This is a genomic window from Bradyrhizobium sp. I1.14.4 (genome assembly GCF_050435825.1).
Lineage (GTDB): Bacteria > Pseudomonadota > Alphaproteobacteria > Rhizobiales > Xanthobacteraceae > Bradyrhizobium.
On sequence record NZ_JBNDLA010000019.1, the window covers coordinates 24,796 to 49,339 of the forward strand.

At 64.4% G+C, this 24,544-nt stretch carries 29 protein-coding genes; 16 read left to right on the plus strand and 13 right to left on the minus strand.

Features of this window, described 5'->3' with window-relative positions; all coding sequences use genetic code 11:
* Nucleotides 1–72 precede the first annotated feature (72 nt).
* The 5 genes from ABIB78_RS28480 (at nt 73) to ABIB78_RS28500 (ending at nt 5,041) form a co-directional block, all read left to right on the plus strand.
* Nucleotides 73–774 carry an alpha/beta fold hydrolase gene (locus tag ABIB78_RS28480; RefSeq protein ID WP_429030414.1) on the plus strand — a complete coding sequence of 234 codons (702 nt, stop codon included), beginning with the start codon at nt 73–75 and terminating at the stop codon, nt 772–774.
* Nucleotides 775–832: 58 nt separating this feature from the next.
* Nucleotides 833–1,288 (plus strand): GatB/YqeY domain-containing protein, encoded by a 456-nt coding sequence (locus ABIB78_RS28485; protein WP_429030417.1) that lies wholly within the window; start codon nt 833–835, stop codon nt 1,286–1,288.
* Nucleotides 1,289–1,303: 15 nt separating this feature from the next.
* The gene (locus ABIB78_RS28490) at nt 1,304–1,771 is read left to right on the plus strand and encodes a hypothetical protein (RefSeq protein ID WP_429030419.1); all 468 of its coding nucleotides are present in this window, start codon (nt 1,304–1,306) and stop codon (nt 1,769–1,771) included.
* A gap of 81 nt (nt 1,772–1,852) precedes the next feature.
* Nucleotides 1,853–3,373: an FAD-dependent oxidoreductase gene (locus ABIB78_RS28495; protein WP_429030422.1), complete on the plus strand. Its 1,521-nt coding sequence runs from the start codon at nt 1,853–1,855 to the stop codon at nt 3,371–3,373.
* Nucleotides 3,374–3,430: 57 nt separating this feature from the next.
* On the plus strand, nt 3,431–5,041 hold the full coding sequence (locus ABIB78_RS28500) for an acyl-CoA synthetase (protein WP_429030424.1): 1,611 nt from the start codon (nt 3,431–3,433) through the stop codon (nt 5,039–5,041).
* A 159-nt stretch (nt 5,042–5,200) separates the two neighbouring features.
* Here the strand turns inward: ABIB78_RS28500 and ABIB78_RS28505 are convergent, their stop codons facing one another.
* The 4 genes from ABIB78_RS28505 to ABIB78_RS28520 are packed head-to-tail and all read right to left on the minus strand — an operon-like array spanning nt 5,201 to nt 6,980.
* On the minus strand, nt 5,201–5,716 hold the full coding sequence (locus tag ABIB78_RS28505) for an SRPBCC family protein (RefSeq protein WP_429030427.1): 516 nt from the start codon (nt 5,714–5,716) through the stop codon (nt 5,201–5,203).
* 32 nt (nt 5,717–5,748) lie between these two features.
* Nucleotides 5,749–6,216, minus strand: coding sequence for an SRPBCC family protein (locus ABIB78_RS28510; protein WP_429030428.1), 468 nt, complete (start codon nt 6,214–6,216; stop codon nt 5,749–5,751).
* Complete coding sequence (locus tag ABIB78_RS28515; RefSeq protein ID WP_429030431.1) at nt 6,209–6,673, minus strand: SRPBCC family protein; 465 nt, start codon at nt 6,671–6,673, stop codon at nt 6,209–6,211. The genes ABIB78_RS28510 and ABIB78_RS28515 overlap by 8 nt, the downstream gene beginning before the upstream one ends.
* Entirely contained in the window at nt 6,666–6,980 is a 315-nt protein-coding gene (locus tag ABIB78_RS28520) for an ArsR/SmtB family transcription factor (protein ID WP_429030433.1), read from the minus strand. The genes ABIB78_RS28515 and ABIB78_RS28520 overlap by 8 nt, the downstream gene beginning before the upstream one ends.
* 120 nt (nt 6,981–7,100) lie before the next feature.
* Between ABIB78_RS28520 and ABIB78_RS28525 the strand changes: the two genes are divergently transcribed.
* The 3 genes from ABIB78_RS28525 (at nt 7,101) to ABIB78_RS28535 (ending at nt 10,160) form a co-directional block, all read left to right on the plus strand.
* The gene (locus ABIB78_RS28525) at nt 7,101–8,546 is read left to right on the plus strand and encodes an LVIVD repeat-containing protein (RefSeq protein ID WP_429030641.1); all 1,446 of its coding nucleotides are present in this window, start codon (nt 7,101–7,103) and stop codon (nt 8,544–8,546) included.
* Nucleotides 8,547–8,583: 37 nt separating this feature from the next.
* Nucleotides 8,584–9,096 carry a hypothetical protein gene (locus tag ABIB78_RS28530; protein WP_429030436.1) on the plus strand — a complete coding sequence of 171 codons (513 nt, stop codon included), beginning with the start codon at nt 8,584–8,586 and terminating at the stop codon, nt 9,094–9,096.
* Between the two features lie 446 nt (nt 9,097–9,542).
* Nucleotides 9,543–10,160, plus strand: a complete 618-nt coding sequence (locus ABIB78_RS28535) for a LysE family translocator (protein WP_429030439.1) — start codon at nt 9,543–9,545, stop codon at nt 10,158–10,160.
* 9 nt (nt 10,161–10,169) lie between these two features.
* Here ABIB78_RS28535 and ABIB78_RS28540 read toward each other — a convergent pair whose 3' ends face one another.
* From ABIB78_RS28540 to ABIB78_RS28550, 3 genes are read right to left on the minus strand one after another with little or no spacing between them, the layout of a single operon-like run.
* Entirely contained in the window at nt 10,170–11,093 is a 924-nt protein-coding gene (locus ABIB78_RS28540) for an FAD binding domain-containing protein (protein ID WP_429030441.1), read from the minus strand.
* Nucleotides 11,090–13,771 (minus strand): molybdopterin-dependent oxidoreductase, encoded by a 2,682-nt coding sequence (locus ABIB78_RS28545; protein ID WP_429030444.1) that lies wholly within the window; start codon nt 13,769–13,771, stop codon nt 11,090–11,092. The genes ABIB78_RS28540 and ABIB78_RS28545 overlap by 4 nt, the downstream gene beginning before the upstream one ends.
* The gene (locus tag ABIB78_RS28550; RefSeq protein WP_429030446.1) at nt 13,768–14,430 is read right to left on the minus strand and encodes a TetR/AcrR family transcriptional regulator; all 663 of its coding nucleotides are present in this window, start codon (nt 14,428–14,430) and stop codon (nt 13,768–13,770) included. The genes ABIB78_RS28545 and ABIB78_RS28550 overlap by 4 nt, the downstream gene beginning before the upstream one ends.
* Nucleotides 14,431–14,631: 201 nt before the next feature.
* Here ABIB78_RS28550 and ABIB78_RS28555 point away from each other — a divergent pair, with 201 nt between their 5' ends.
* The 4 genes from ABIB78_RS28555 (at nt 14,632) to ABIB78_RS28570 (ending at nt 16,710) form a co-directional block, all read left to right on the plus strand.
* Nucleotides 14,632–14,865 (plus strand): DUF6894 family protein, encoded by a 234-nt coding sequence (locus ABIB78_RS28555; protein ID WP_429030448.1) that lies wholly within the window; start codon nt 14,632–14,634, stop codon nt 14,863–14,865.
* 9 nt (nt 14,866–14,874) lie between these two features.
* The gene (locus tag ABIB78_RS28560; RefSeq protein ID WP_429030451.1) at nt 14,875–15,054 is read left to right on the plus strand and encodes a hypothetical protein; all 180 of its coding nucleotides are present in this window, start codon (nt 14,875–14,877) and stop codon (nt 15,052–15,054) included.
* Nucleotides 15,055–15,356: 302 nt separating this feature from the next.
* Complete coding sequence (locus ABIB78_RS28565; RefSeq protein ID WP_429030453.1) at nt 15,357–16,520, plus strand: PepSY-associated TM helix domain-containing protein; 1,164 nt, start codon at nt 15,357–15,359, stop codon at nt 16,518–16,520.
* Between the two features lie 7 nt (nt 16,521–16,527).
* Entirely contained in the window at nt 16,528–16,710 is a 183-nt protein-coding gene (locus ABIB78_RS28570) for a hypothetical protein (protein WP_429030455.1), read from the plus strand.
* Between the two features lie 45 nt (nt 16,711–16,755).
* Here ABIB78_RS28570 and ABIB78_RS28575 read toward each other — a convergent pair whose 3' ends face one another.
* From ABIB78_RS28575 to ABIB78_RS28585, 3 genes are all read right to left on the minus strand, one after another.
* A complete protein-coding gene (locus tag ABIB78_RS28575; RefSeq protein WP_429030457.1) occupies nt 16,756–17,016 on the minus strand; it encodes a hypothetical protein in 261 nt (86 codons plus the stop codon).
* Nucleotides 17,017–17,107: 91 nt separating this feature from the next.
* Nucleotides 17,108–17,533, minus strand: a complete 426-nt coding sequence (locus ABIB78_RS28580; protein WP_429030459.1) for a GFA family protein — start codon at nt 17,531–17,533, stop codon at nt 17,108–17,110.
* A gap of 99 nt (nt 17,534–17,632) precedes the next feature.
* Nucleotides 17,633–18,427 carry an N-formylglutamate amidohydrolase gene (locus tag ABIB78_RS28585; protein ID WP_429030461.1) on the minus strand — a complete coding sequence of 265 codons (795 nt, stop codon included), beginning with the start codon at nt 18,425–18,427 and terminating at the stop codon, nt 17,633–17,635.
* 103 nt (nt 18,428–18,530) lie between these two features.
* Here ABIB78_RS28585 and ABIB78_RS28590 point away from each other — a divergent pair, with 103 nt between their 5' ends.
* The 3 genes from ABIB78_RS28590 to ABIB78_RS28600 all read left to right on the plus strand — a co-directional run bounded on the left by ABIB78_RS28590 (nt 18,531) and on the right by ABIB78_RS28600 (nt 20,775).
* The gene (locus ABIB78_RS28590) at nt 18,531–19,433 is read left to right on the plus strand and encodes a transglutaminase family protein (protein ID WP_429030464.1); all 903 of its coding nucleotides are present in this window, start codon (nt 18,531–18,533) and stop codon (nt 19,431–19,433) included.
* 2 nt (nt 19,434–19,435) lie between these two features.
* Entirely contained in the window at nt 19,436–20,248 is an 813-nt protein-coding gene (locus ABIB78_RS28595) for a transglutaminase-like domain-containing protein (RefSeq protein WP_429030466.1), read from the plus strand.
* Nucleotides 20,249–20,376: 128 nt separating this feature from the next.
* Complete coding sequence (locus ABIB78_RS28600; protein ID WP_429030469.1) at nt 20,377–20,775, plus strand: gamma-glutamylcyclotransferase family protein; 399 nt, start codon at nt 20,377–20,379, stop codon at nt 20,773–20,775.
* 159 nt (nt 20,776–20,934) lie between these two features.
* Here ABIB78_RS28600 and ABIB78_RS28605 read toward each other — a convergent pair whose 3' ends face one another.
* From ABIB78_RS28605 to ABIB78_RS28615, 3 genes are all read right to left on the minus strand, one after another.
* Nucleotides 20,935–21,489, minus strand: a complete 555-nt coding sequence (locus tag ABIB78_RS28605) for a chlorite dismutase family protein (RefSeq protein WP_429030472.1) — start codon at nt 21,487–21,489, stop codon at nt 20,935–20,937.
* A gap of 131 nt (nt 21,490–21,620) precedes the next feature.
* On the minus strand, nt 21,621–21,860 hold the full coding sequence (locus tag ABIB78_RS28610) for a BrnA antitoxin family protein (RefSeq protein ID WP_429030474.1): 240 nt from the start codon (nt 21,858–21,860) through the stop codon (nt 21,621–21,623).
* A gap of 19 nt (nt 21,861–21,879) precedes the next feature.
* Nucleotides 21,880–22,200 (minus strand): BrnT family toxin, encoded by a 321-nt coding sequence (locus ABIB78_RS28615; RefSeq protein ID WP_429030477.1) that lies wholly within the window; start codon nt 22,198–22,200, stop codon nt 21,880–21,882.
* Nucleotides 22,201–22,425: 225 nt separating this feature from the next.
* Between ABIB78_RS28615 and dnaG the strand changes: the two genes are divergently transcribed.
* Nucleotides 22,426–24,435, plus strand: coding sequence for a DNA primase (gene dnaG, locus ABIB78_RS28620; protein WP_429030478.1), 2,010 nt, complete (start codon nt 22,426–22,428; stop codon nt 24,433–24,435).
* Nucleotides 24,436–24,544: the final 109 nt, after the last annotated feature.

Sequence of the window (24,544 nt, forward strand, 5' to 3'; positions counted from 1 at the left end):
GGGGCCTTTTAATCTAAAGTTCCCTGAAGCGGCCGTTTGCTTGCTGAAAATGACCCGGTCCGGAGCTCCCGCATGGACAATACGATGCCGATCCTGCTTGTCCCGGGCCTCATCTGCTCGCCGCGGATGTTTGCCCCGGTCATCCCGGCGCTGTGGAGGCTCGGGCCCGTCACCGTCGCCAACCACGTCAGGGACGACAATATGGGGGCGATCGCCCGCCGGATCCTGGCGGAGGCGCCGCCGCGCTTTGCCCTCGCCGGGCACTCGATGGGTGGCTACATCGCTTTCGAGATCATGCGGCAGGCGCCCGAGCGGGTTGCGAAACTGGCGCTGATGAGCACCCAGGCGCGGGTCGACACGCCGGAAGCAACCGCACGCCGCCGCGGCATGATCGAGCGTGCCAGGAGCGGACAATATCCGAGCGTGGTCGACGAGTTGTTTTCGGGCTTCGTGCATCCGTCGCGGCAGGGCGACGCGAGCCTGCGCCAGATTGTCAACGACATGAGCGAGGACGTCGGCGCCGAGGCCTTCATCCGCCAGCAAAACGCGGTGCTCAGCCGGCCGGATTCGCGGCCGGGCATGGCCTGGATCAAGTGCCCGACGCTGGTGCTGACGTCAGACACCGATAATACCGTTCCGAACGCGCTGTCGGACGAGATGGCCAATGGCATACCCGGCGCCAAGCTCATCGTGCTCGCCAATTGCGGTCACCTGCCGCAGCTGGAACAGCCGCAGGCCTGCGCCGACGCGCTGGTTGAATGGTTGCGGACTTAGGTTGTTCTGCTGCCGCAAACTGCCTACATGAAGAGAATACCGACGTAAGGACATCAGGATGCTGCGCGACGATATCAACACTGCGGTCAAGGAAGCGATGAAGGCGAAGGATGAGCGCAAGCTCTCCACGCTGCGCATGGTCAATTCGACCATCAAGAACGCCGACATCGACGCGCGCGGGCAGGGCAAGCCGCCACTCTCCGATCCCGACCTGCTCGGCCTGCTGCAGAAGATGATCAAGCAGCGCCAGGAGTCGGTCGAGCTCTACGACAAGGGCGGTCGCGCCGAGCTCGCCGCCCGGGAGCGCGAGGAGATCGCCGTGATCTCGGCATACCTGCCGAAGCAGATGTCCGATGACGACGTGAAGGCCGCGATCTCGGCCATCATCGCCGAGACGGGTGCTGCCGGCATCAAGGACATGGGCAAGGTGATCGGCACGCTCAAGGCGAAATACGCCGGCCAGATGGATTTCGGCAAGGCCAGCGGCCTGGTGAAGGCGGCGCTCGCCGGATAGCAGCGGAGGCATCCAATGTTTCGTGTCGCCGCGGACAGTCTGGAAGCCTACCTCGCCTTCGATCCCGGCCGGACAGCGGATCTCGAACAGCTGCATGCGTTGGTGCGGAAGACCGCGCCTTCGCTCAAGCGGCATTTTCATGCAGGCACGCCGGCCGGTGAGGCCGGCATGCGCATGAACATGATCGGCTACGGCCAGTTTCGCTACGCGATCAAGTCCGGCAAGACGGCATCCTGGCCGGTGATCGGGGTGGCGCTGCAGAAGAATTACATCAGCGTCTATGTCGCAGTGACCCGTAGCGGCAAGCCATTGGTGTCCTGCTACGCCGGCAAGCTCGGCGAATTGCGGGCGGGTGGCAACAATTTCAGCTTCGAGGCGTTTGTTGATCTGAGCGCGCCTGCCGTTGCGGCGCTGTTCGCCGAGGCCGCCGATATCTTCATGGCGGATCAGGAGAACCCGGTCCGCTATATGCAGGGAAGCTGATATCGGCTTGCCGAAGAGGGCCGCCAAGGCCCCGTGAGGCGGCGCCCTCGGGTTGGAAGTTCTGGAAAACGGAGACAGGCCATGGCCGATCAGCAAGCCCCTTCCGGTCCGGATCTGACACAAGGCGTGGCGCTCTCCGAATTCTCGGGCACGATGTTGCTCGGCCATGTCGGCGACGAGGACGTGCTGCTGGTGCGTTCGGGGGCGGATATCTTCGCCGTCGACGCGCACTGCAGCCATTACCACGGCCCGCTCGCCGAAGGCCTGGTGGAGGGCGAGACCGTCCATTGCCCCTGGCATCACGCCTGCTTTGATGTTCGCACCGGCGAAGCGACCGCCGCGCCCGCCTTCAACGCGCTCGCCGTCTGGAAGGTCGAGCGAGCGGGCGATCGCGTCATCGTGCGCGAGAAGCGCGAGCAGCCGAAACCCCGCGTCAAGGGCCCGGTCGATGCGCCCGGCAGGATCGTGATCGTCGGCGGAGGCGCGGCGGGCTTTGCCGCCGCCGAGATGCTGCGACGGCAGGACTACCGCGGCAGCATCGTCATGCTGAGCGGCGAGGCCGCGCCGCCGGTGGATCGGCCGAACCTGTCAAAGGACTTCCTCGCCGGCAGCGCGCCGGAAGACTGGCTGCCGCTGAAGCCGGACGGTTTCTACAGCGAAGCGGCGATCGATCTCAAGCTCGGGACCGAGGTCAAGTCGATCGACACCGGCCGCCGCAACGTCGTGCTCGCCGGCGGCGAAGCGCTCACCTATGACCGGCTGCTGCTGGCAACCGGCGCGGAGCCGCTACGGCTGCCGATCCCGGGCGCCGACCAGCCCCACGTTCATGTGTTGCGTACTCTCGACGATTGCCGCGCGATCATCGCCTCGGCCAGCGGGGCGCGCCGCGCGGTTGTGATCGGTGCAAGCTTCATCGGGCTCGAGGTTGCGGCCTCGTTGCGCGCGAGGGAGATCGAGGTTCATGTGGTTGGGCTGGAACAGCGGCCGCTGGAGCGCGTGCTCGGGCCTGACATGGGCGATTTCGTCCGCGCGCTGCACGAAGAGCATGGCGTCGTATTCCACCTTGGCGACACGGTGAGCGCGATCGACGGCAAGCGCGCGCGCCTGAAGAGCGGGCCCGTGCTCGACGCCGATCTCGTCGTGGTTGGTGTCGGCGTGAAGCCGCGGCTGGCGTTGGCGGAAGCAGCCGGGCTCGCAATCGATCGCGGCGTGAGAGTAGATGCCTATCTCGAGACCAGCGTTTCCGGCATCTACGCGGCCGGCGATATCGCGCGCTGGCCCGATCCGCACAGCGGCGAGAATATCCGGGTCGAGCACTGGGTGGTGGCCGAGCGCCAGGGCCAGACCGCCGCGCGGAATATGCTTGGTCAGCGCGAGATCTTTGATGCGGTGCCGTTCTTCTGGAGCCAGCATTACGACGTGCCGATCAACTATGTCGGCCACGCCGAACGGTGGGACGAGATCGCGGTGGATGGCAGCATTGCCGGCAAGGATTGTGTGCTCAAGTACAAGCGCGGCGGGCGCGTGCTCGCGGTCGCGTCGATCTATCGCGATCTCGAAAGCCTCAAGGTCGAGGCCGCAATGGAGCGGGCCGCAGCCTGACCGCTTTCCCTTAAGGGAGGGGTTTGTGGCCTGACGGCAATGGTCTAGTCTGCGGCCATGCTTCAGGAAACCAACACCTACGACGAGCTCTATCGCGACTTCCGCTGGGACGTCCCCGTGCGCTTCAACATGGCGACCGCGTGCTGCGACCGTCACGCCGACGGCACGGGCCGGCTCGCGCTGGTCTATGTCGACGAGGATGGCGGCACCACGCGCACCTCGTTCGACGAGGTGGCCGAAGCCTCGCGCCGCTTCGCCAATGTGCTCACGGCCGACGGCCTGGTGCGCGCCGACCGCGTCGCGGTGTTTCTGTCGCAGTCGCTCGAACTGCCGGTCGCGCATCTCGCGGCGTTCCGCGCGGCTCACATCTCGATCCCGCTGTTTGCGCTGTTCGGCGAGGACGCGCTCGAATTCCGCCTGTCGAACTCGGCCGCCAAGGCCATCGTGACCGATGAGGCCGGCTGGGAGAAGATCGCAAAAATCCGCGATCGGCTGCCGGAGTTGAAAAACGTCTATATCGTCGGCGAAAAGACGCCGGCCGGCACCAAGCCGTTCTGGGGCGCGATCAAATCGGCGTCTCTCGATTTCGCGACCGTCGACACGTCGACCGACGATCCCGCGCTGATCATCTACACCTCCGGCACCACCGGCACTCCGAAGGGCGCGCTGCATGCGCATCGGGTCGTGCTCGGCCATCTGCCCAATGTCGAGATGTGCCACAACTTCCTGCCCCGGCCCGGCGACCTGATGTGGACGCCGGCCGACTGGGCCTGGATCGGTGGCCTGATCAACGGCCTGTTCGCGTTCTGGTACCACGGCATCCCGATGGTCGGTCACCGCGCGCGCAAGTTCGAGCCGCAGGCGGCGATGCAGATGATGGCCGAGCTTGGCATCCGCAACGTCTTCCTGCCGCCGACCGCGCTGAAGCTGATGCGGCAGGCCAATGTAAAAAATTCGGGCGTCAAGCTGCGCAGCATCTTCACCGGCGGCGAGTCGCTCGGGGGCGAGCTTCTGGGCTGGGTGCGCGATACTTTCGGCATCGATGCCCATGAGGTGTTCGGGCAGACCGAATGCAATCTCGTGATCGGCAGCAACTCCAATCTGTTTCCGATCCGCCCGGGCTCGATGGGTCGCGCCACGCCGGGCTTCGACGTTCGTATCGTCAATGACAAGGGCGAGGAGTTGCCGCGTGGCCAGCGCGGCATCATCGGCGTGCGCCAGCCGTGCCCCTGCACCATGATCGAGTACTGGCGCAATCCGGAAGCGACGCGCAAGAAATATGCCGGCGAATTCCTGCTGACCGGCGATCTCGGCGTGCAGGACGAGGACGGCTATTTCTGGTACGTCAGCCGCGAGGACGACGTCATCACCACCGCCGGTTATCGTGTCGGCCCGTCGGAGATCGAGCACACACTGATGAAGCATCCGGCGGTCGCGATGTCGGCGGTGGTCGGCATTCCCGATCCGATCCGCACCGAATCGATCAAGGCCTGGATCGTGCTGCGCCCGGGCCATGCGCCAAGCGACGCGCTGGCGCGCGAGATCCAGGAGTTCGTCAAGATCCAGCTCGCCGCCCACGAATATCCGCGCTTCGTGCAGTTCGCCGACAGCCTGCCGATGACGGCGACCGGCAAGGTGCTGCGACGGGAGTTAAGGGCGCTGGGGTAAACGTCTCCGCACGTCGTCCCGGGCAAGCGCAGCGCGACCCGGGACCCATAACCGCAGGGCGGAATTGTTGCGCGACGTTGTCGCCCCAACGAACCCCACACGCAAAGCGGTGGTTGATGGGTCCCTGCTTTCGCAGGGACGACAGCGAAGTATGGCGACTCACGTCGGCATCGGAATTCCCAGTTCCTTCAGCGCGGCCAGCATGCGCTGCGGCGGCTGCATCGGGATCACCATGGCCTTGCCGGTCTCGACGAGACTCTTCAGGCTGGAGAGGATCGCCGGCCAGCCGGTGCGGCCGCCCGAGAGGATGTCGTCGCTGATCTCGCGGTCATGCGACTGCAGCAAGGTCAGCTTCACGCCGTCGCCGGCTGGCTCGATCTCGTAGGTGACCAGCGTCGGCCCGAGCTTTTCGACGAGCTGCGGCCAGTTGACGTTGAAGGTGACGGTCAGCCGCTTCAGCGGATCGCACTCGATCACTTCGCCTGAGATGTGCAGCGCGCCGTCGGGCGTGCGCACGATATAGGCGCCGCCGATCCGAAGATCGACCTCGACCGCATTGCCGGAGAAATACTGCCGGCTGAATTCGGCATTCGTCAGTGCCCGCCACACCCTCTCCGGCGTGGCGGCGATGTAGATTGCATAGACGATTGCCGGCTTGAATGTCTCGATGTTCATGTCTGTCCGCACCCGTCGATAGATTTTCATTGTTACTCGAAGCCTTCGATCCCGAGGGCCGCGGGCGGGATCGCGAACGTCTTGCCGGTCTCGAGCAGGCTCTTGAGGCCAGACAGGATCGCAGGCCAGCCCTTGGAAATGCCGTCGAGCAACTTGCTGCCCACGCCGAAGCCTTCATGGGTCACGGTCAGCTTCACGATTTGACCATGGGGCTCGAGCGTGAAGACAACCTTGGTTGCCGGCTCCTTGCGCATGTCCTCGTCCAGCACGTGCTTGAAGGTGTAGGCGAGGCGCCGCGGCCGGTCGGCCTCGAGGATCTCGCCGGTGTCGGTGGTCTTGCCGCTCATCACCAGCGCGAGCGGCGAGCCCACCTTCCAGTCCGATTTCAGCTCGGTGTCGAACCAGTATTGCCGGGTGAACGTACTGTTGGTCAGGGCGTCCCACAGTCTGTCCGGCGTGGTCTCGATGTAGGTGACGTAGACGAATTCGGGCTTAGGCATTGCCGGTCTCCTTCGCACGGCTCGCGAGAAGATCGGCCGGCAGTTCGCGTCCGGTCTCCAGGAAGCTCTTCAGGCTTGCGATGACCATGGGCCAGCCGCCGGAGATGTCGCGCAGCGTCTTCGGGCCGAGGTTGTCGTGCGTCACGGTCAGCTTGACGACGCTGCCGAACGGTTCGACGTCGAAGGTCACGCGCGAGACCTGCTCGCGCTCGACGCCTTGCTTCACGACGTCCCAGCTATAGGCGAGCCTGTTCGGCGGATCGGCGATCAGCACCTCGCCCTGCACGCTACGGCTGCCGTCCTTGGTGAAATGAAAGGGCGAGCCGACCTTCCAGTCGGAGCTGACGCGATAGCCGAACCAGAAGCGTTCGGTGAAGTCGCGATCGGTCAGCGCATGCCACAGTTTCTCGGCCGTGGTCTCGATATAGGTGACGTAGACGTAGTCTGGCTTACTCATCACGCTTCTCCAATTGCCGTTTCAATTCGCTGAGCGCGGCGAGCTTCCCGCGTTCGAACTTCCTGATCCACCGCTCGCCGATCTGATGGATCGGAACCGGGTTGAGGTAGTGCAGCTTCTCGCGGCCATGCTTGATCGTGGTGACGAGGTCGGCCTCCTCGAGAATCACAAGGTGCTTGGTGACGGCCTGACGCGTCATGTCGAGGCCGTCGCAGAGCTCGCCGAGCGTCTGCCCGTTCTGATCGTGAAGCCGGTCAAGCAGCGTCCGCCGTGAGGCATCCGCGAGGGCTTTGAAGACTTCATCCATGGCTTGGATAATAGGCAACCAAATAGTTGCATGTCAAGAGCGTGTGTTTGGGCGCCAATATCGCCGTGCTAGCGTTCCGTGCAGCCAACGCAGATTGGTGTGGAACACGGGATGAAGCGCATGGGTGGCCGCGTTACGGCAGTTTGCTGCACGTTTCTTATTGTCCTGCTCGCAAATGCTGTGAGCGCCCAGCAGCGGAAGATCGGCGACCCGCCCGAAGCCTCCAACATGCGGCTGGTCGGAACCAATGATTTGCAGGCACGCAGCGCCTATCAGCCGACCATCCATCACCAGGGCGACAAATGGATCGCCTATATCGGCCATCACGGCGGCACCGACGACCTTCCCGATCCCGTCAACCCGATGAGCGGCAAGGCCGAGCCGAACGGCACCTCGATCGTCGACGTCACCGATCCCGTGCATCCGAAGTATCTGCGGCACATTCCCGGACAGGAAGGCAAATATGAATCCGGCGGCGCGCAGATGGTGCGGATCTGCGACGGCAAGGATCTGCCGAAGGGCGACCGCAACGCGATCTACATGCTGCGCGCGGTTGGTAGCGAAGGGCATGAGATATGGAACGTCGCCGATCCCGCCAATCCTGTTCTCGTGACCCACATTGGCGAGGGCTTGAAGGACACCCACAAGAGCTGGTGGGAATGCGACACTGGAATCGCCTTCCTGGTGTCGGGCGCGCCGGACTGGCGGACGCGGCGCATGACGCAAGTCTACGATCTCTCCGATCCCGCGCAGCCAAAGAAGATCAGGGACTTCGGCCTGCCCGGGCAGGAGCCGGGCGCGACCGGCGCGGTGCCGACCGAATTGCACGGGCCGATCTCGACCGGGCCGAAGGGCAACCGCGTCTATTTCGGCTACGGCACCAACAAGGGCGGCTTCCTGCAGATCGTCGATCGCGACAAGCTGCTGAATGGACCCAAGGAGCCGACGCCGGACAATCTGAAATTCCCGGAGATCGCGCGAATGCCGCTGTCGGCGATGAACGGCGCGCACACGGTGTTTCCGATGCCCGGCATGCCGATCGCGGAATTCGCCCATGACAAGGACGGCAAGAGCCGCGACATCGTCATGATCGTCGACGAGGCGATCCAGAACGAATGCGGCGAGGCACGGCAGATGGTGTGGTTCGCCGATGTCACCACCGAGGCACGACCGATGTTGATTTCGAGCTATACGGTGCCGGAGGCCTCCGGAGCGTTCTGCGAACGCGGCGGCCGGTTCGGTTCGCATTCGTCGAACGAGAGCATGGCGCCGGTCTACTACAAGAAGCTGGCCTTCATCGCCTTTTTCAACGCCGGCGTCCGCGCGCTCGACATCCGCGATCCTTACCACCCCAGGGAAGTCGGGTACTTCATTCCCTCCATCATGGCGGCGACTGACAAGCGCTGTATTAAGATCGACGGCAAGGACAGTTGCAAGGTCGCGATCCAGACCAACAATGTCGAGACCGACGAGCGCGGCTACATCTACGCTGTCGACCGCGCCAATACCGGCCTGCACATTCTCGAACTGACCGGCGAGGCGCGCGCCGTCGCCGGTTTGCCGTGAGCGCGCGATGATGCGCCCGTGGCCGATCATCGCGGCGATGTTCCTGGCGCTCGGCGGCCTGTCCGCCGTTGCGGGCTACGAGATGGCGCCGCCGCGGGCCGCTCGGTGGCGCGAAATCGCCTGGCCGTTCCCGCGCGACGGCTGGCCCGCCGGCCGCGCATTTAGCTGCGGCACGGCCGAGTGCGGCGCTGACGTCGAGGTCTACCTCAGGCCGAAGCTCGGTTTCTGCAATTGCGACAGCGGCATCGCCGATGACGACGAGGTGGATCGCGTCGCCGATATCGACATGATCAGCCCGCGCTTTGTGGCGCGCAAGGCGGGCGAGGTCGTGCGGGTCGCCGACATGCTGGGACGGATCAGAGCTTACGATATCGAGTTACCTAACGGGACGCGCACCGCGATCGGCATTGCGGTGTCGCATCGCTGCGATCTCATGGCAGTAGCGGCGCAGGGCAGTGGAGATGCGGCGCGCGTGCAGGGGGCGACGCTGAAGTTTTTGGAGGGGCGAGAGATCAGAGCGTGGATGATGGCCGCGATGGAAAGCCGTTGAGTGGATGTGGTCCCCTTCACCTCGCCCCGCTTGCGGCAGGGCTGTCCGGGGAAAATCTCCGTGCAACGCAGACGAGTCTTCGCCCGCACTTTCACAACCTTCGATGGGCGCGACGTGCATTCTTTTTGCCGGACGGCCGCCGCAGATGCGGAAGAAAGAGCACCGATTGGGGTCCAAAGCTCGAAAAATGCAATCGATGCGAGTCTTCCGCGGCCCCGTTTGCAACCGAAAAACTTTCCCCGGACAGCCCTGCGCTTGCGGGGAGAGGTCGGATCGCATCGCCAGATGCGATCCGGGTGAGGGGGTACAGGTCTAGCAATTTGCACCGCCTGGCGGAGAGGGCCCCTCACCCCAACCCTCTCCCCGCAAGAGCGGGGCGAGGGGGACGAGCGCGCTTCCATCTGCGTCCTTCACATGCATAATGACAGGAACGAAAGAGAAGCATCATGTCCCTGCAAGCCTATTTCGCCTTCGTCGCCGCCTGCATTGCGCTGGCGCTGTTGCCGGGTCCGATCGTCACGATGGTGATCGCCAATGGCCTGCGCTACGGCACGCGCGCGGCGCTCACCAATGTGGTGGGTGCGCAGGTCGGGCTGGCGATCGTGATCGGCATCGTCGCGGTCGGCCTGACCTCGCTGATGGCGACGATGGGGTACTGGTTCGACTGGGTGCGCTTCGCCGGTGCGGCCTATCTGGTCTGGCTCGGGATCAAGCTGATCCGCTCGCCGGTCGAGGGCGTCGGCACCGACGATCGGCCGCCGCCGCCGCGCGGCGGCTTCTTCCTGCAAGGTTTTCTGGTGCTGCTCTCGAATCCGAAGGTACTGGTGTTCTTCGGCGCTTTCATCCCGCAGTTCATGGACATGGACAAGCCGCACATCCCGCAGGTGGTGCTGCTCGGCCTCACTTTCATGGCGACCGCCGTGCTGACCGACGCCGCCTACGCACTGGCGGCAGGCCGCGCCCGAAAGTTCTTCTCCAAGGAGCGGACCCGGCTGATGTCGCGCATATCAGGCGGCTTCATGATCGGCGGCGGGATCTGGCTGGCGCTGACCCGGGCGCGGTGAACAGGCGCGCTACGCGGCAATCCGCTCGACCACGTCGCGCACAAGGCCCGTCAGCAGATCGAGCTTGTACCCCGTCATCGGTAGTGGCTTCGCCCCTGATGCCGCAAGCGCGGCAGCTTGGGCGGCGGCTGCCGCGTTGGCGGGTTTCCCCTCCAGCGCCGCCGCGCATGCCGCAAGCCGCAGCGGTACCGGGGCGATGCCGCCGGCCGTGATGTGGACTTGCTGGAACGTGCCGCCGGCCAACACGGCTCGCACGCAGATCTCGACCAGCGGCCATTCCGCGTGCGAGCGGCTGATGGCGCGCTTGTAAAGCGCGCGCTCGCCGGCCAGTGGGACAGGCAGCTCGATGCTCTCGATCCGTTCGCCCGATGCAAGCAGGTTGTCCGCCGCGCCGTTGCCGCCGTCGCCGAGCAGGTCGGGAATCGACAATCCGCTGCGCCGGTCCGTGGTGACTTTCGCATCATAGGCCAATAACGCCATTGCCATCGTCGACGGATGCGGTGCCACGCAGGGGCCGAGATCGAACGCGACGTGATAGAGATGGTTGCCCGACCGCGCCGGACAGTCGGAGCCGCCCTTCTTTAGACAGGCGATCTGCGGATTGCGGAAGTACCAGCAGCGCGAACGCTGCGCGAGGTTGCCGCCGAGCGTCGCCATGTGCCGGATCTGCGGCGTGGCAAGGCCTTGCGCGGCGGCAGCGATGCCGGGATAGGCCTGGGCGAGCCGCCCGTTGGATGCGATCGCAGCGATCGCGGTCAGGGCGCCGATGCGCGCCGAGCCGTCGGTACTCCACGCTACACCGATCGTATCGGGACTGGCGGCGAGATCGATGATCGACCCGCATGACAGGCCGCTGCGCCGGCGCTCCGACAGATCGGTGCCGGCGGCACGGAATTCGGGCGCGAACATTGCCTCTCGAGTTGCGGCACTCATGCGGCGGTCCTCCCTTTCAGCGCGGCGATGATGCGGTCGGGCCGGATCGGAATTTCGGTGAGGCGGACGCCGATCGCGTTGCAGATCGCGTTCGCGACCGCGGGCGAGGTCGGCACCGTCGACGCCTCGCCGATGCCGACGCTATTGCCGAGCACATGGTCGAAGCCGGCTTCGTCGAAATGGACATCGATCTCGGGCGTGTCGGCGATGCCCGGGATGCGATAATCCTCCATTCCCGCGGTCAGGACGTCGCCGCTGTTCGGATCAAGCTCGCGGGCCTCGTAGAGGGCGTAGCCAAGGCCCTGGATCACCGCGCCGCAGGCCTGGCTGCGCGCCAGCGCGGGCGCTGCGATCTTTCCGACCGCGATGCCGGTATGCACGTTGAGCACGCGCACATGGCCGAGCCAGGTGTCGACCTCCACCTCGATCACCTGCACCGAGCTCGGCACGCCGGCGCCGATCGCGATGTTCGAGAAGCGGCGCATCATCCAGCCGAACACCATGCCCATCAGGCCGACTTCGCGCAGCGGCGAGCGGATGCCGGGCGCGGTGTTCTTGCTGTCCTCGCCGCGCGTCTCCGCCACCGCGATGTCGGGCGCGCGCGCGATCAGCTCGCGCCAGGGCGCGTTCGAGCCGGGCGCAGGCTTTCGCGTGGCCTGTTCGAGGATCGCGGCCTTCAGCTTTCGTACCGCCAGCAGCGTCGGCGGCAGCACGGAGGCGGTGACGCGGCTGCCGCCGGAGCCGGGCCCTTCGGGCAGCGATGAATCGCCGATCCGCACCTCGATATCACCGGGTTCGAGATCGAACTCGCGCGCGATCGTGTCGGCGATCACGCTGCGGGTGCCGGTGCCGATGTCCTGCGTCGCGGTGCTGGCGACGATGCGGCCAGCCTTGACCGCGACCTCGACCTTGACGTTGGGTTGCCAGAGATAGAGCCAGTAGCCGGTGGCGACCCCGATGCCGCGGCGATAGCGCCCATTCTGCGCCGGCTTGCGATTGCGCCAGAGCTCGAGCCCGGATGCCCAGTCGTAGAGCCGCTGACGGTTGGGATCGGGATCCCAGCGCTTGCGCAGGGCGATCGGGTCGACGTTGAGCCGCAGCGCGGCCTCGTCGATCGCCTGCTCCACGGCGAATGCCATCGGCGGACCGCCTGGGCCGCGGAAGGCGGCGCCCGGAGGCAAATTGCTGATGACGTCGAAATCCGAAAGATCCTTCGCCTCGGCCGGATAGATCAGCCGCGCCAGGCCCGCGATCGTCGAGTTGGTCGCGGCCCCGGTATCGGCATGTGCGGTGACGGAGAGTGCCTTCAAGCCGCCCTGCTCGGAGGGAAGCAGCGCGACCTTCAGTTCCGCGGCCGGCCGATAGCCGGCGACGGAGAGCTCTTCCTGCCGATCGTAGGCGACCCGTACCGGCGCCTTGGCCTCGCGCGCGAGCTCGATCGCGGCGATCGTCTCCATGCCCAGGCTCGCCTTCGATCCGAAGCCGCCGCCGACGTGATCGGCAATCACGCGGACCTTGTCGTGACCGAGCTTGTAGCGCTTTGCGATCTGCTCCTTCAGGTGAAAAACCTGCTGTGTCGAGGCGTGCACGGTCAGCCGATCGCCGTCGAAGCGCGCCACCGCGGCATGCGGCTCGAGACATGCATGCTGTTGCGTGGCGGTGCGAAAGGTTGCTTCGACGAGCAGCTGGTTGTTGGCCTGGCGCGCCTCGTCCACCCAGTTGCGGGCCTTTTTGGCGCGTGTCGAGAACACCGCGGTCGGCCCGCGGATGTTCTGCTTCCATGGCGCCGGCCCGCCGGCCGCTTCCGAGACGTTGCCGGCCCGCTTGCGGCTCGCTTTGTCGAACACGACAGGCGCATCATCCTTGCGTCCGGCGTCGAGCCCGATCACCGAAGGCAGGCGTTCGCTGGTCAGCTTGATCGCGGCCAGTGCAGCCAGCGCGGTCTTGCGATCCGGGGCTGCGACCGCCGCGATCGGCTCGCCGACAAAGCGCACGATACGGTCGTCGCCGAGCAGCGACACCGCGGCGACGCCGGGGAACGAGCGCGCCGGAGCCAGGTCAAGCGCGGTGATGCGCGCATGGGCCTCGCGCGAACGCAGGATCAGGCCTTCGAGCTGGCCATCATGGTTGATGTCGACGGTATATCTCGCCGCGCCCGTCACCTTGTCGCGCGCCTCGACGCGTGGGGCTGTGACATTGTCGCCGTCGAAGCGGCCGGCGCAGGCATCCGCCACCGCACGGAAAATCCCGTCATAGGCGCCGCAGCGGCAGAGATGGCCCGACAACGCCGCGCCGATCTCCTCGCGCGAAGGCACCGTCGTTCCCTTTGTCGCGCGCCAGTGGTCGCAGAACGCGGTCGCTTCCACGATGAAGCCCGGCGTGCAGAAGCCGCACTGCAGGGCGTCATGCGCCATGAATGCCTTCTGCACCGGATGCAGGCTTGTGGCGCCGATGCCCTCCACCGTCGTCACCGATTTGCCGGCCGCGGCGTGCGCCGGCATCAGGCAGCTTGCGACCGGCGCGCCGTCGACCAGCACCGTGCAGGCGCCGCAGACGCCGGCGCCGCACACCAGCTTGGTGCCGGTGAACTTGAACTGGTCGCGCACGATGTCGATCAAGAGCGCGTCGGGATCATCGGGCAGGGCTTCAACGCGGCCATTGATGGTCGTCGTGCTCATGGATGTCCTCCTGTCTTGCTGCGTGTCGGCTTTCTTGGGATCGCCGCCTTCTTGACGGGCGGCTTCTGCGATTTCGGCACGGCGCCCGCGCAGAGCGTTCGCACCATCATCGCCATGTCCTTCAGGAACGCATCCGCCGGCTGCATCGCCGGGTACTGCGACTTCGATGCGTACATCGACATTTCGACCAGCCGCGCGAATTCGGCCGGCGTCAGGCCCTGCGGCAGCGCCAGCTGCTGCTTGCGCACGATCCGCGAGATCGTCGCGACCATCCGCTCCGCATAGCGTGCGGCGTAGATCTGGTAGAGGTCGCGCGCGTGCACGAGGTGTTCGGAATACAATTCCTCGAGATGTGGCGAGCCGTCCAGCGACGCGATCATGGTTGACATCCGCGCCATCATGCCTGCGGCAAGAATGTCGCCTAGATTGCCATCCGCCGTCTCCGCTTCGGCAACGGCCGTCTGCTCGGCCGCGATCGCGGATTCATGCATGCGCTCGATCACGGCGCGGAACAGCGCTTCCTTGGATTCGAAATGGTGATAGAGCGCCTGCCGCGTCAGGCCGGCCGCTTCGGCGACCTGCTCGATCGACGAGCGGCGAAAGCCGTGCCGGCGGAACACCAGCATGGTGGCATCGAGAATACGGGTTTTCGGTCCCATTTGACGATTTTGACAAGAATGGAAAAACTGTCAAATCGCGATTTGGTGAGAGGCGATGCTGGAGCTTGATCACCATTCCGCGAGGCCGCCGCGCCGCCCGCGCCCGTGTGAACCGCATCGCGGATGGTCGCGTCCAAGAAACGTAGAGCTTCGTCGCGCAGAAGACGAGTCTGCTCGCCCAGAGCTTGCGAGGACACGTACATGGCCCAGGTCTATTTTCATTGCTCGAACACGCACGGGGTGTTGATGGATCGCCGCGGCAGCTCGGTGGCCAGCCTCTCCGAGGCCTGCGAGGCGGCGACATGCATGATGCGATCGCTGGTCGCAACAGCCAGTCTGGAAGACTGGCGTGACTGGGCCATGCATGTCAGCGACGAGGCCGGCGAGGAGATCGTTATCCTGTCCTTCGCATCCGTTCTCGGCAAGCCGCACTGAGCGCGAGCGATGCCGTCGCTGCAGTCATCATTGCTGCTTCTTCGCCGCCGCTTGAGCGCGATCACGACCGGTTGGCAGAACTTGATCGAGCGAATTCGCGATCCCTACCGGCCCGAGCTCCACTACATGCGCGGGCCGGGCCCGAAATGGCATGCGAAGCATGCCGTTCAAGCCGCGTCAGCCGGTTGAGCGCAGGCCTGATAAGGTCTCGTGGTACGGCGCGGGGGTGCCTCGGCGATGGAGCCGTCATGCGCGAGGCCGCTGTGTCGTCGATCGCGTCGATTTAACTTAGAACGATCCAAGGAACGATCCAAGAGTTGCTTCGAAGGGCGGGACGCATCGTCGCAGCTCCCTGACGTTCTCGTTGCGAGATCGCAACACGTGCAACGATAAGTCCAACACTGGACGAGTTCTAATCGCCGCGGGGCTGCGCGCATCTTCCATCGTGTTAGTGACGGCAAGAATGGAGACTCCGGAATTAGGTAGCGAAGTTGACTGCGACGACCAAATCCCTGCAGCGATGGGGTACCGTCCATAAATGGACCAGCCTGATCTGCACCCTGTTCATGCTGCTGCTGTGCGTCACCGGCCTGCCGCTGATCTTCCACGACGAGATCGACGACCTCCTGCACAGCCAGGTCAAGGCGGCCGAGGTGCCGCCCGGCACGCCGCCGGCCAATCTGGACCATCTGCTTGCCAACGCGTTGGCGCAGGCGCCGGGCAAGGTGCCTCACTTCCTGATCTGGGATCGCGACGAACCCGGCGCGATGTGGGTCAGCGTTGGCCCGACGATCGACGCCGATCCGACCAACAACCTTCTGATCCGGATGGATACGCATAGCGGCGCCTATCTCGATTCGCCCGATGTGACCGGCCGCTTCACCTACATCATGCTGAAGCTGCACACCGACATGTTCGCGGGCCTGCCCGGAAAACTGTTCCTGGGATTGATGGGGATCCTGTTCTGCGCCGCGATCATTTCCGGCGTCGTTGTCTACGCGCCGTCGATGCGAAAGCTGCGTTTCGGCGCCTACCGTGCGCAACGGACCCGCGTCGTGCGCTGGCTCGATGTCCACAATCTCGCCGGCATCCTGCTGGTCGCCTGGACGCTGGTGGTCGGCTTCACCGGCGTCATCAATACCTGGGCCGATCTCGTCCTCAAGATGTGGCAATTCGGCCAGCTTGCCGAAATGACCGCGCAGTATCGCGACCGGGCAGTGCCATCGAAACTGACGTCGCTGAATGCGGCCGTCGAGGTGGCCAAGCATGCGGTGCCCGGAATGACGCCGAGCTTCGTCGCCTTTCCGGGAACCCTGTTCAGCAGCAAGAGCCACTACGCCGTGTTCCTGCACGGCGATACGCCGCTGACCTCGCGGCTGCTGAAGCCCGCGCTGATCGATGCGGAAACCGGGACGCTGACCGACAGCCGCGATATGCCCTGGTATGTGTCGGCGCTGTACGTTTCGCAGCCGCTGCATTTCGGCGACTACGGCGGCATGCCGCTCAAGATCGTCTGGGCGCTGCTCGACATCCTGACCATCTTCATCCTCGTGACCGGCGTGTATTTGTGGATACGTCGACGCAGGGCGGGTGTGAGCCAGGAACGCGCCATCGTCAACGCCGCCTCCATCGACAACCCCGCACTCACGTCGTGACATCGGCATGGTCGCACACCGCTCATTGACCCGGATCTTCGCCGCCCCGCTCGTCATCGCGATCGTGAGCACGGTGGGATTGATCAGCGCGCTGGTCGGCGACGGCTGGTGGGATGCCGTCTCGTGGGTGGCGCTCGGCCTGCCCGTGCTGCTCTATCTGGCGTTTATCTTGCGGCGCCGGCCCAATTGATCAGGCTCGCCTGATCGCTGCTCGACCAAGGAGCGAGCGGTCAGGTCAAATCAGCGACGTCAACTCGATCCAATCGGAATATGCTTCTCCCTGCGGTGTCTCAACCGCGGAGATGAGCAAGAAATCGAACAAGAAATCGAACGAGCAATCACCGCCGCGCAAGCGCCTGGCGTGCGGCATCGCGCCGGTGCGCGCACCGCAGATCATCTGCCACGGTTGCGTCGGCTCGGCGGCCGCAATCGAGGTTGTCCGCAAGTCCAGGGTCGCGCGCATGCCGGTCCGGAAGCGCAAGGCGACGTCGGTCAACCGCTTGCCGAAAAAGCGGCGCCTTCATCCCCGCCGTCCGAACGGCTAGCTGGTCGTTCGATCTGCCAGGGTGCGCGCCGGACAGCGATGGTTAGTCAGCCAGGATGAAGCGGAGTGTGCCCGCTCGACGCGTTGGCTTGCCGGTGTCGTTGGTGTGATTGACACCATCCATGACCGGCACCTCGGCAAAATCGAAGGGGCTGACCCCGTCCAGGCAAGCCACGTTTACGGCATATAGATTCTGGTCAGATCGTCTTTGATGATGGGTGTAGATTCCGCAACGGCAACAGAAGAAGTGCTGCGCTGATCCGGTATGGAAGCGGTAGCTTGTTAACGCATCCTCGCCCTGCAGGAACTTGATCCCACCCATTTCCGCCATGACAACGACGGCGCCTCGCATTCGGCAGTAAGAGCAAGTGCAGCGGCGGATCGAATTGAAGCCGTCGCTGAGCGTCACCTCGAAACGCACCGCACCGCAATGGCACTGGCCAGCCCGAACGTTCGTATCGCCCACCATGTTGTCTGTGTCTCCTGTTCAGATCACTCTCTGTGGCATGAGGTTGAGACCGGTTTCTTCGGGTCGGAAGCGGAACCCCAGGTCGGTTGAGTGCAGACCCTAGATCAGCGCTTCCGCACGCAACGTCGTCTCGATCTCGCTGAGGATCCGCGCCAACCGCTCGGCCCACGCCGTCTCGCCGGCCTGGTCGGAGATCAGGTCCTGGCGGATCTCGATGCCGGAGTTCATCAGGCCGCGCTTCTCGCCATGCACGGGGATCGTGTAGTCGGTCTCGTCGCTGACCGCATAGGGCTCGTTGTCGCCGACCACGAGATCGCCCTCGCTGCGCAGATGCTTCAGCAGCAGCGGCGGCAGCGCCTTGTCGCGGTGATAGAGCGTGCCGATGTGCCAGGGACGTGCGATGCCGGCGTAGACCGGCGTGAAGCTGTGCAGCGACACCAGCACCGTCGCCATGCCCTGACGTGCACGCGCGTCGATGATCTCGCCGATGCGCCTGTGATAGGGATCGAAGATCTGCGCGCGGCGCATCTCGACGGCTTCGCGCGACAGGCCCTCATTGCCGGGAACGGTAGTGGCTTCGCTGATCAGCGGGACCGAGCTTGCGACAAGCGGCGGGCGATTGCAGTCGATCACGAGTCGCGAATAACGCTGTGCGATCAGGCGCGCGTCGAGCAGGTCGGAGAGCTGGGTTGTGACGCCGGCGATGCCGATATCCCAGGCGATGTGCCGCACGAGCTCAGTTTCGGGCAGGCCGAGATCGCCGAGTGGGGAGGGAATCAGCCTGCCGAAGTGGTCGCAGGTGAACAGGAACGGTGAGCGGCCGGCCGGATTATGTTCAAGAACCGGTGAAGCGTCGGTGCTTGCGAGGAGGGATGGACTGCCGCCGTAATTCAAGGGCCTTTTCCTCAACTTTGCCTATTCAGGCGGCATGCTGGTCTGGAATCGAGCAGCTTTCTCTATAGATTAAGCGACCCGAAATCACGATGATTGTTTGAAGATGCCGCTACTGACTATTCATCACAAGACCGTTTATCGCTACGCGCGCCCGGTGGCGTTCGGCGAACACCGCATCATGCTGCGCCCCCGTGACGGCCATGATCTGCGCGTGCTCGACAGCGCACTTGTGATCGACCCGCAGCCGATGTCGTTGCGCTGGATCCACGACGTGTTCGGCAACAGCGTGGCGATCGCCGCCTTCGACGAGCGCGCCGACAGCCTGTCCTTTGTCTCGACCTCGACGGTGGAGCACAATCCGGCCGACACGTTCGCGCTGACGCCGGACGATCCCGCCTACTTCTATCCGTTCCTCTACGACGATGAGGAATTCCCCGATCTGCAGCAGTTCATCACGCCGCAATATGGCGACCCGAACGGCGAGCTCTCGGCCTGGGCGCGGCACTTCCTTGATGTCGAGTCGCCGACACTGACTTTCAAGATTCTGAGCGACATGACGCATGGCATTCGCGAGGCGTTCAGCTATCGCAAGCGTTACGAGCAAGGCACCCAGCATCCGCTCGATACGCTGCGGACGAAGTCCGGCACCTGCCGCGACTATGCGCTGTTCATGATCGAGGCGCTGCGTCGGCTTGGCATCGCGGCGCGCTTCGTCTCCGGCTATCTCGCCATGCCCGCCGGCAGCGCGCATGGCTATGTCGGCGGCGGCTCGACCCATGCCTGGGTACAGGTCTATCTGCCGAGCGCCGGCTGGATCGAGTTCGATCCGACCAACGGCATCGTCGGCACGCGCGATCTGATCCGCGTCGCGGTGGCGCGCGATCCGCGTCAGGCGATCCCGCTGCATGGCGTCTATCTCGGCGCAGCGGATGCTTATCTCGCCATGGACGTCGAGATCAAGGTCGTCTCGGTCGGCGAGAGCTTGGCGGAGCGGGAGACGGCCTGACGATGCAGATCAAGGTCGGCTTCGAGATCACCTACACGGCGGCGCAGCCGACCCCGATGGTGATCATGCTGTCGATCCATCCATCGCGTTACGCCGACATTGTCGGCACCGAGAGCATTTCAGCCGAGCCGGGCGTTCCGATCGGCCTCTATCGCGACGGCTTTGGCAATGTCTGCGGGCGTCTGGTCGCCCCTGGCGGTGGCGTCACCTTCCGTGGCAGTGCGCTGGTGCGGGATTCCGGATTGCCCGATGTCGTCAATCCGGCGGCTCAACAGATTCCGATCGAGCAGCTGCCCGACGACATGCTGCTCTATCTGATGCCGAGCCGCTATTGCGAGACCGACAAGCTGACCGATATCGCCTGGTCGCTGTTCGGCAGCACACAGCCGGGCTGGGCGCGGGTGCTGGCAATCACCGATTTCGTGCACCACCATGTGACGTTCGGCTACCAGCACGCCCATCACATGAAGTCGGCGCACGACGTCTATGAAAGCCGCGCCGGCGTCTGCCGCGACTTCGCGCATCTGGCGCTCACATTCTGCCGCTGCATGGGCATTCCGGCGCGCTACTGCACCGGCTATCTCGGCGACATCGGCGTGCCGCCGGATCCTGCGCCGATGGATTTTTCCGGCTGGTTCGAGGTCTACCTGTCGGGTCAGTGGTACACATTCGACGCTCGCCACAACGCGCCGCGGATCGGCCGCATCCTGATGGCGACCGGCCGCGACGCTGCCGACGTCGCGTTCACCACAAGCTTCGGCCGCATGACGCTGACGAAGTTCGTCGTCGTGACCGACGAGGTGGCGGCGGCTTGAGGTGGTCTCTCGTCATTGCGAGGAGCCCGCGACAAAATCGCAAGGCAATGTTGCGCTGAAACGACGGAGCAATCCATCTTTGCGGCGGCATGGATTGCTTCGCTTGGCTCGCAATGACATAGAGGGCCATGACATCAGATCTTCTCTTCGTCTATGGCACGCTGATGCGCGGCTTCGATCATCCGATGGCGAAGCTGCTCGCGGGCAATGCCGAATTCCTTGGGCCAGCGCAGTGCCGCGGGCGGCTCTATCTGGTGAAGCACTATCCGGGCCTGGTGGCATCGGACGATCCCGCCGACATCGTGCATGGCGAACTGTTCCGCCTGCGCGAGCGCGAGGCCATGCTGCGCGAATTCGACATGTACGAAGCCTGCGGTGAAGGCTTTCCGCCGCCGACCGAATATGTCCGTGAGCTGCTGCTGGTCACGCTCGCCGACGGCGGCGTGAGCGAAGCGTGGACCTATCTCTACAATTGGCCCGTCACCGAGCTGCCGCGGGTCGTGTCAGGAAAATTCCTCGAGCATTAATCCCTGATCGTAACCGCATATTTCGTCATGCCCGGGCTTGACCCGGGCATCCATCTTAGTTCGCAAGAGTCCTTTGGTTTGATGGATTGCCGGGTCATAGGCGAGTGGAAGCGACGCCGTCCTTCGGACGGCTATGCCCGGCAATGACCGAGGGGGACGTCACGCTTCCCGCTCGACGCGAATGTCGACCTCGCGCTCGACGAAGGTCCATTCCTCGGTCGCGCGCAGCATGCCGACCAGTTCGTCGAACAGGCTCGTATGGTCGGGTGCGAACTCGAACCAGGTCAGGAAATCGAAGGGCATGCCGAGGTCGCGGGCGTGAAACAGCTGGCGGGCGATCGCCGGGAGGAATTTCAGGGTAGCTTCGATGTGGTGCGACTTGTCCTCGAATATCTCGCGGCGCTCCTCCTGCGCGAGCTCCCACCACGCCGCGGACTTCCTGATCGGGATCAGCGCCGCATGCGTTGCCTCGCTGCGGCCGAGCCTGGCCTGCACGGCGGCAAGCTTTTCGCGCTCGTCCTTCTCGGTGTAGCGCAGATGGCTGGCAACGCCGGCGAGCCGCCAGGAGGTCTGCGCCGGCAACAGCGGCAGCGCGATCGACTCACTCGCAACCACCGACAGCGCCGCGACCTTCGGCAGCGTCTCGCCCTTCACCCGCGTGATGGACGTGACCTTCCAGCCACCGCTCGGTCCGCCCCTGAATGTCGTGAACATGGCGCTATCCAATCCCGGAAGCGGGAAAGGTTCAAGTTGGCAGAAACGTCTCTCCACTGTGGATTTGGGGGTAGCTCCACCGGGGCGCACGAACGGGCACCCGACAACAGGCGCCGGGCTGTGCCTGAGAGCTACGCCCGCTTCTTCGGCTTGGCCTTCTGTTCCATATAGGACCGCAGCACAGCATTTATGCGGCGCTGATAACCGTCGCCCTCCTTCTTGAAAAAGTCGAGCACGTCCTCATCCATCCGGATCGAGATCGCCTTTTTGCGCGGCGGGACCACGAGCACGGCGTCTGACCAGTCGATATCCTTGAACTCATCCCAATCGGGATCTTTTGCGATTGCTTTCTCGATATCCGCATCGGTCAACCTATCGACGCGCGCCCAATCAGTCTTGCCTTTTCGGCGATCGCCCCACTTTCGCGTTACGATAGTCTCTTTCTTCATTCTTCCTCGCGCGGCGTGCGGAGATGATCCGGATCGTGCTGCCTCTTCGCGTAAAGATTACGGCGATAGGCCTGCTGACCAGAACACCTATTGCGACCCAGCGCTCCTCATTTTTGCGATCGGATCGATGAACCATGACCGGGCCGTAGAAGATCTCGGTTGCATCATCAAAGTCGATTCCATGCTTCTCTAGATTCGATCGGTTCTTGTTTGCATCCCATTCGAAGCCCGCGATAGCGCCTTCATCAAGTCGGTCTTTCATCGGTCAGAATCCAGTAGAGCGGGCCATCACTGCCCAACCAACGGGTGCGCTTCCTCCGATGTTTTCTGATTTTGAGAATGTATATACAGTTGTATTTGCCTTGTCAAGGCTGGACTGGCCTGTGAATAGCCCGGAAAAGCCCCACATTGTTCGGCATGTCCGGTCGTGCCGCTATATGGCTAACCGGTTGTCCGCGATTCGTCGCCCGAGCCCAGAATCACATTGATGCGTTTCACGCCCGAATTCCTCGATGAGCTGCGCGCCAGGCTTCCGGTTTCGGAAGTCGTAGGCAGGCGTGTCAAGCTCAAGAAGGCCGGGCGGGAGTGGAAGGGGCTGTCGCCGTTCCAGCAGGAGAAGACGCCGTCGTTTTTCGTCAACGACCAGAAGCAGGCCTGGTTCGACTTCTCGTCCGGGCTGAATGGCAACATCTTCGACTTCCTGATGAAGACCGAGGGCGTGACTTTCCCCGAGGCGGTGGAACGTCTCGCCGCGATGGCGGGTGTCGCGCTCCCGGCCGTAACGCCCGATGCGGCGCGCCACGAGCAGCATCGCCGCACCTTGCACGACGTGATGGAACTGGCGACGAAGTTCTTCGCCGACACGCTCGCCTCGCGCAACGGCGCCAAGGCGCGCGGCTATCTCGCCGACCGCAGCATCTCGCCGGCGACCCAACTCCAGTTCCGGATGGGCTATGCGCCGCCGGATCGTTTTGCGCTGAAGGAGCATCTCGGCGCCCAAGGCATCTCGACCGAGGACATGGTGGAGGCCGGGCTTTTGGTGTCCGGCGAGGATAAGCCGGTGCCGTTCGATCGCTTCCGCGACCGCGTCATGTTCCCGATTACGGATGCCCGTGGCCGCGTCATCGCGTTCGGCGGCCGCGCGCTGGAGAAGGACGTCCCGGCAAAGTACCTGAACTCGCCGGAAACCACGCTGTTTCACAAGGGCGACAATCTCTACAATCTGTTCACCGCGCGCCAGGCCGCGCATGACGGCGCGCAGCTGATCGTCGTCGAGGGCTATGTCGACGTCATCGCCATGGTGACCTCGGGCTTTCCCGGCGCCGTCGCCCCGCTCGGCACCGCGCTGACCGAGAACCAGCTCGGCCTGCTCTGGAAGATGGTCGACGAGCCGATCCTCTGCTTCGACGGCGACCGTGCCGGCCAGAAGGCGGCGTATCGTGCGGCCGACATCGCCCTGCCGCAGCTCAAGCCGGGAAAGAGCTTGCGCTTCGCATTGCTGCCGGAAGGGCAGGATCCTGATGATCTCGCCCGCTCCGGCGGCCGCGGCGCGATCGAGGACGTGATCTCGGCGGCGCGCCCGCTCGCCGCCATGATTTGGTCGCGCGAGATCGAGGGCGGCAATTTCGATACCCCCGAGCGCCGCGCGGCGCTGGAGGCGCGGATCGGCGAGCTCACCAACGGCATCCGCGACGAGGTCGTGCGCCGCTACTACCGGCAGGACCTGCAGGAACGGCTGCAGCGCAACTTTGCCCCCGAGGGCGGACGCGGCGGTTATGGCCGCGGCGGCTACGGCAGGGGCAATTTCGGCGGCGGACGCGGCGGCGAATCACCCCGCCAGTTTGCCCCCCGCGGACCGGCCCAGGGTGGCCGGTTTGGCGCCAAGGGCGGCGCCACCCCCGGGATTTCACGGGGGCCCTATCAGGCCGCCAGCCCCCAGCTCGCCAACAGCCCGATCATGCGCGGTCAGCGCAGCGCGATCTCCCGCCGCGAGGCCCTGATCCTGCAATCCCTGATCAATCACCCCTGGCTGCTGCACGACCATCTCGAGGAGGTGGCCGCCCTCGAGCTCGCCCACCCCGAGGCCCACAAGCTGCGAGCCGCCATCATTGCGGCCTTCGCCCACGACCATCACCATTCCCCGGACGCCGAGGAGCAGGCCGAGAAGATGCGAGCCGACCTCGAGGCTGGCGGATTATCGCAGATTCTTCAAAGGGTTGAGCGGGTGATCACAACCCAGGCGGTGTGGGGCGCGCAGATCGGCGCCGCGCGCGAGGATGTTTTATCGACCTGGCGTCAACTCGTTGCCTTGCATCAGAAAACCCACGCCTTACTTAGGGAAAGAAAAGATGCGGAAGTGGCTTTGGCTGAAGACTCCAGGGAGGCCAATCTGGCATGGCTGCAGGATATCCAGGCCCGGATGGCAGAAGCCGACGGGACCGAAGCCCTGATCGAAGGGTTTGGCGAATTATCGGGCCGGTTCCAGCGTAATGTCTGATAACAAAAATGCTGCGGACGGCGCTTGCCGCACCTGCAAAAAGACTCGCCAAATCCATGGTTTGGCTGCAAAAACAGGGTTAAGCGAAACTTAATAGCCTCGCGGCTAT

Bases quoted from the DNA above. Each gene is read 5' to 3' on its own strand.
- ABIB78_RS28480 (WP_429030414.1), top strand. From the start codon at position 73: ATGGACAATACGATGCCGATCCTGCTTGTCCCGGGCCTCATCTGCTCG.
- ABIB78_RS28485 (WP_429030417.1), top strand. From the start codon at position 833: ATGCTGCGCGACGATATCAACACTGCGGTCAAGGAAGCGATGAAGGCG.
- ABIB78_RS28490 (WP_429030419.1), top strand. From the start codon at position 1,304: ATGTTTCGTGTCGCCGCGGACAGTCTGGAAGCCTACCTCGCCTTCGAT.
- ABIB78_RS28495 (WP_429030422.1), top strand. From the start codon at position 1,853: ATGGCCGATCAGCAAGCCCCTTCCGGTCCGGATCTGACACAAGGCGTG.
- ABIB78_RS28500 (WP_429030424.1), top strand. From the start codon at position 3,431: ATGCTTCAGGAAACCAACACCTACGACGAGCTCTATCGCGACTTCCGC.
- ABIB78_RS28505 (WP_429030427.1), bottom strand. From the start codon at position 5,716: ATGAACATCGAGACATTCAAGCCGGCAATCGTCTATGCAATCTACATC.
- ABIB78_RS28510 (WP_429030428.1), bottom strand. From the start codon at position 6,216: ATGCCTAAGCCCGAATTCGTCTACGTCACCTACATCGAGACCACGCCG.
- ABIB78_RS28515 (WP_429030431.1), bottom strand. From the start codon at position 6,673: ATGAGTAAGCCAGACTACGTCTACGTCACCTATATCGAGACCACGGCC.
- ABIB78_RS28520 (WP_429030433.1), bottom strand. From the start codon at position 6,980: ATGGATGAAGTCTTCAAAGCCCTCGCGGATGCCTCACGGCGGACGCTG.
- ABIB78_RS28525 (WP_429030641.1), top strand. From the start codon at position 7,101: ATGGGTGGCCGCGTTACGGCAGTTTGCTGCACGTTTCTTATTGTCCTG.
- ABIB78_RS28530 (WP_429030436.1), top strand. From the start codon at position 8,584: ATGTTCCTGGCGCTCGGCGGCCTGTCCGCCGTTGCGGGCTACGAGATG.
- ABIB78_RS28535 (WP_429030439.1), top strand. From the start codon at position 9,543: ATGTCCCTGCAAGCCTATTTCGCCTTCGTCGCCGCCTGCATTGCGCTG.
- ABIB78_RS28540 (WP_429030441.1), bottom strand. From the start codon at position 11,093: ATGAGTGCCGCAACTCGAGAGGCAATGTTCGCGCCCGAATTCCGTGCC.
- ABIB78_RS28545 (WP_429030444.1), bottom strand. From the start codon at position 13,771: ATGAGCACGACGACCATCAATGGCCGCGTTGAAGCCCTGCCCGATGAT.
- ABIB78_RS28550 (WP_429030446.1), bottom strand. From the start codon at position 14,430: ATGGGACCGAAAACCCGTATTCTCGATGCCACCATGCTGGTGTTCCGC.
- ABIB78_RS28555 (WP_429030448.1), top strand. From the start codon at position 14,632: ATGGCCCAGGTCTATTTTCATTGCTCGAACACGCACGGGGTGTTGATG.
- ABIB78_RS28560 (WP_429030451.1), top strand. From the start codon at position 14,875: ATGCCGTCGCTGCAGTCATCATTGCTGCTTCTTCGCCGCCGCTTGAGC.
- ABIB78_RS28570 (WP_429030455.1), top strand. From the start codon at position 16,528: ATGGTCGCACACCGCTCATTGACCCGGATCTTCGCCGCCCCGCTCGTC.
- ABIB78_RS28580 (WP_429030459.1), bottom strand. From the start codon at position 17,533: ATGGTGGGCGATACGAACGTTCGGGCTGGCCAGTGCCATTGCGGTGCG.
- ABIB78_RS28590 (WP_429030464.1), top strand. From the start codon at position 18,531: ATGCCGCTACTGACTATTCATCACAAGACCGTTTATCGCTACGCGCGC.
- ABIB78_RS28595 (WP_429030466.1), top strand. From the start codon at position 19,436: ATGCAGATCAAGGTCGGCTTCGAGATCACCTACACGGCGGCGCAGCCG.
- ABIB78_RS28600 (WP_429030469.1), top strand. From the start codon at position 20,377: ATGACATCAGATCTTCTCTTCGTCTATGGCACGCTGATGCGCGGCTTC.
- ABIB78_RS28605 (WP_429030472.1), bottom strand. From the start codon at position 21,489: ATGTTCACGACATTCAGGGGCGGACCGAGCGGTGGCTGGAAGGTCACG.
- ABIB78_RS28615 (WP_429030477.1), bottom strand. From the start codon at position 22,200: ATGAAAGACCGACTTGATGAAGGCGCTATCGCGGGCTTCGAATGGGAT.
- dnaG (WP_429030478.1), top strand. From the start codon at position 22,426: ATGCGTTTCACGCCCGAATTCCTCGATGAGCTGCGCGCCAGGCTTCCG.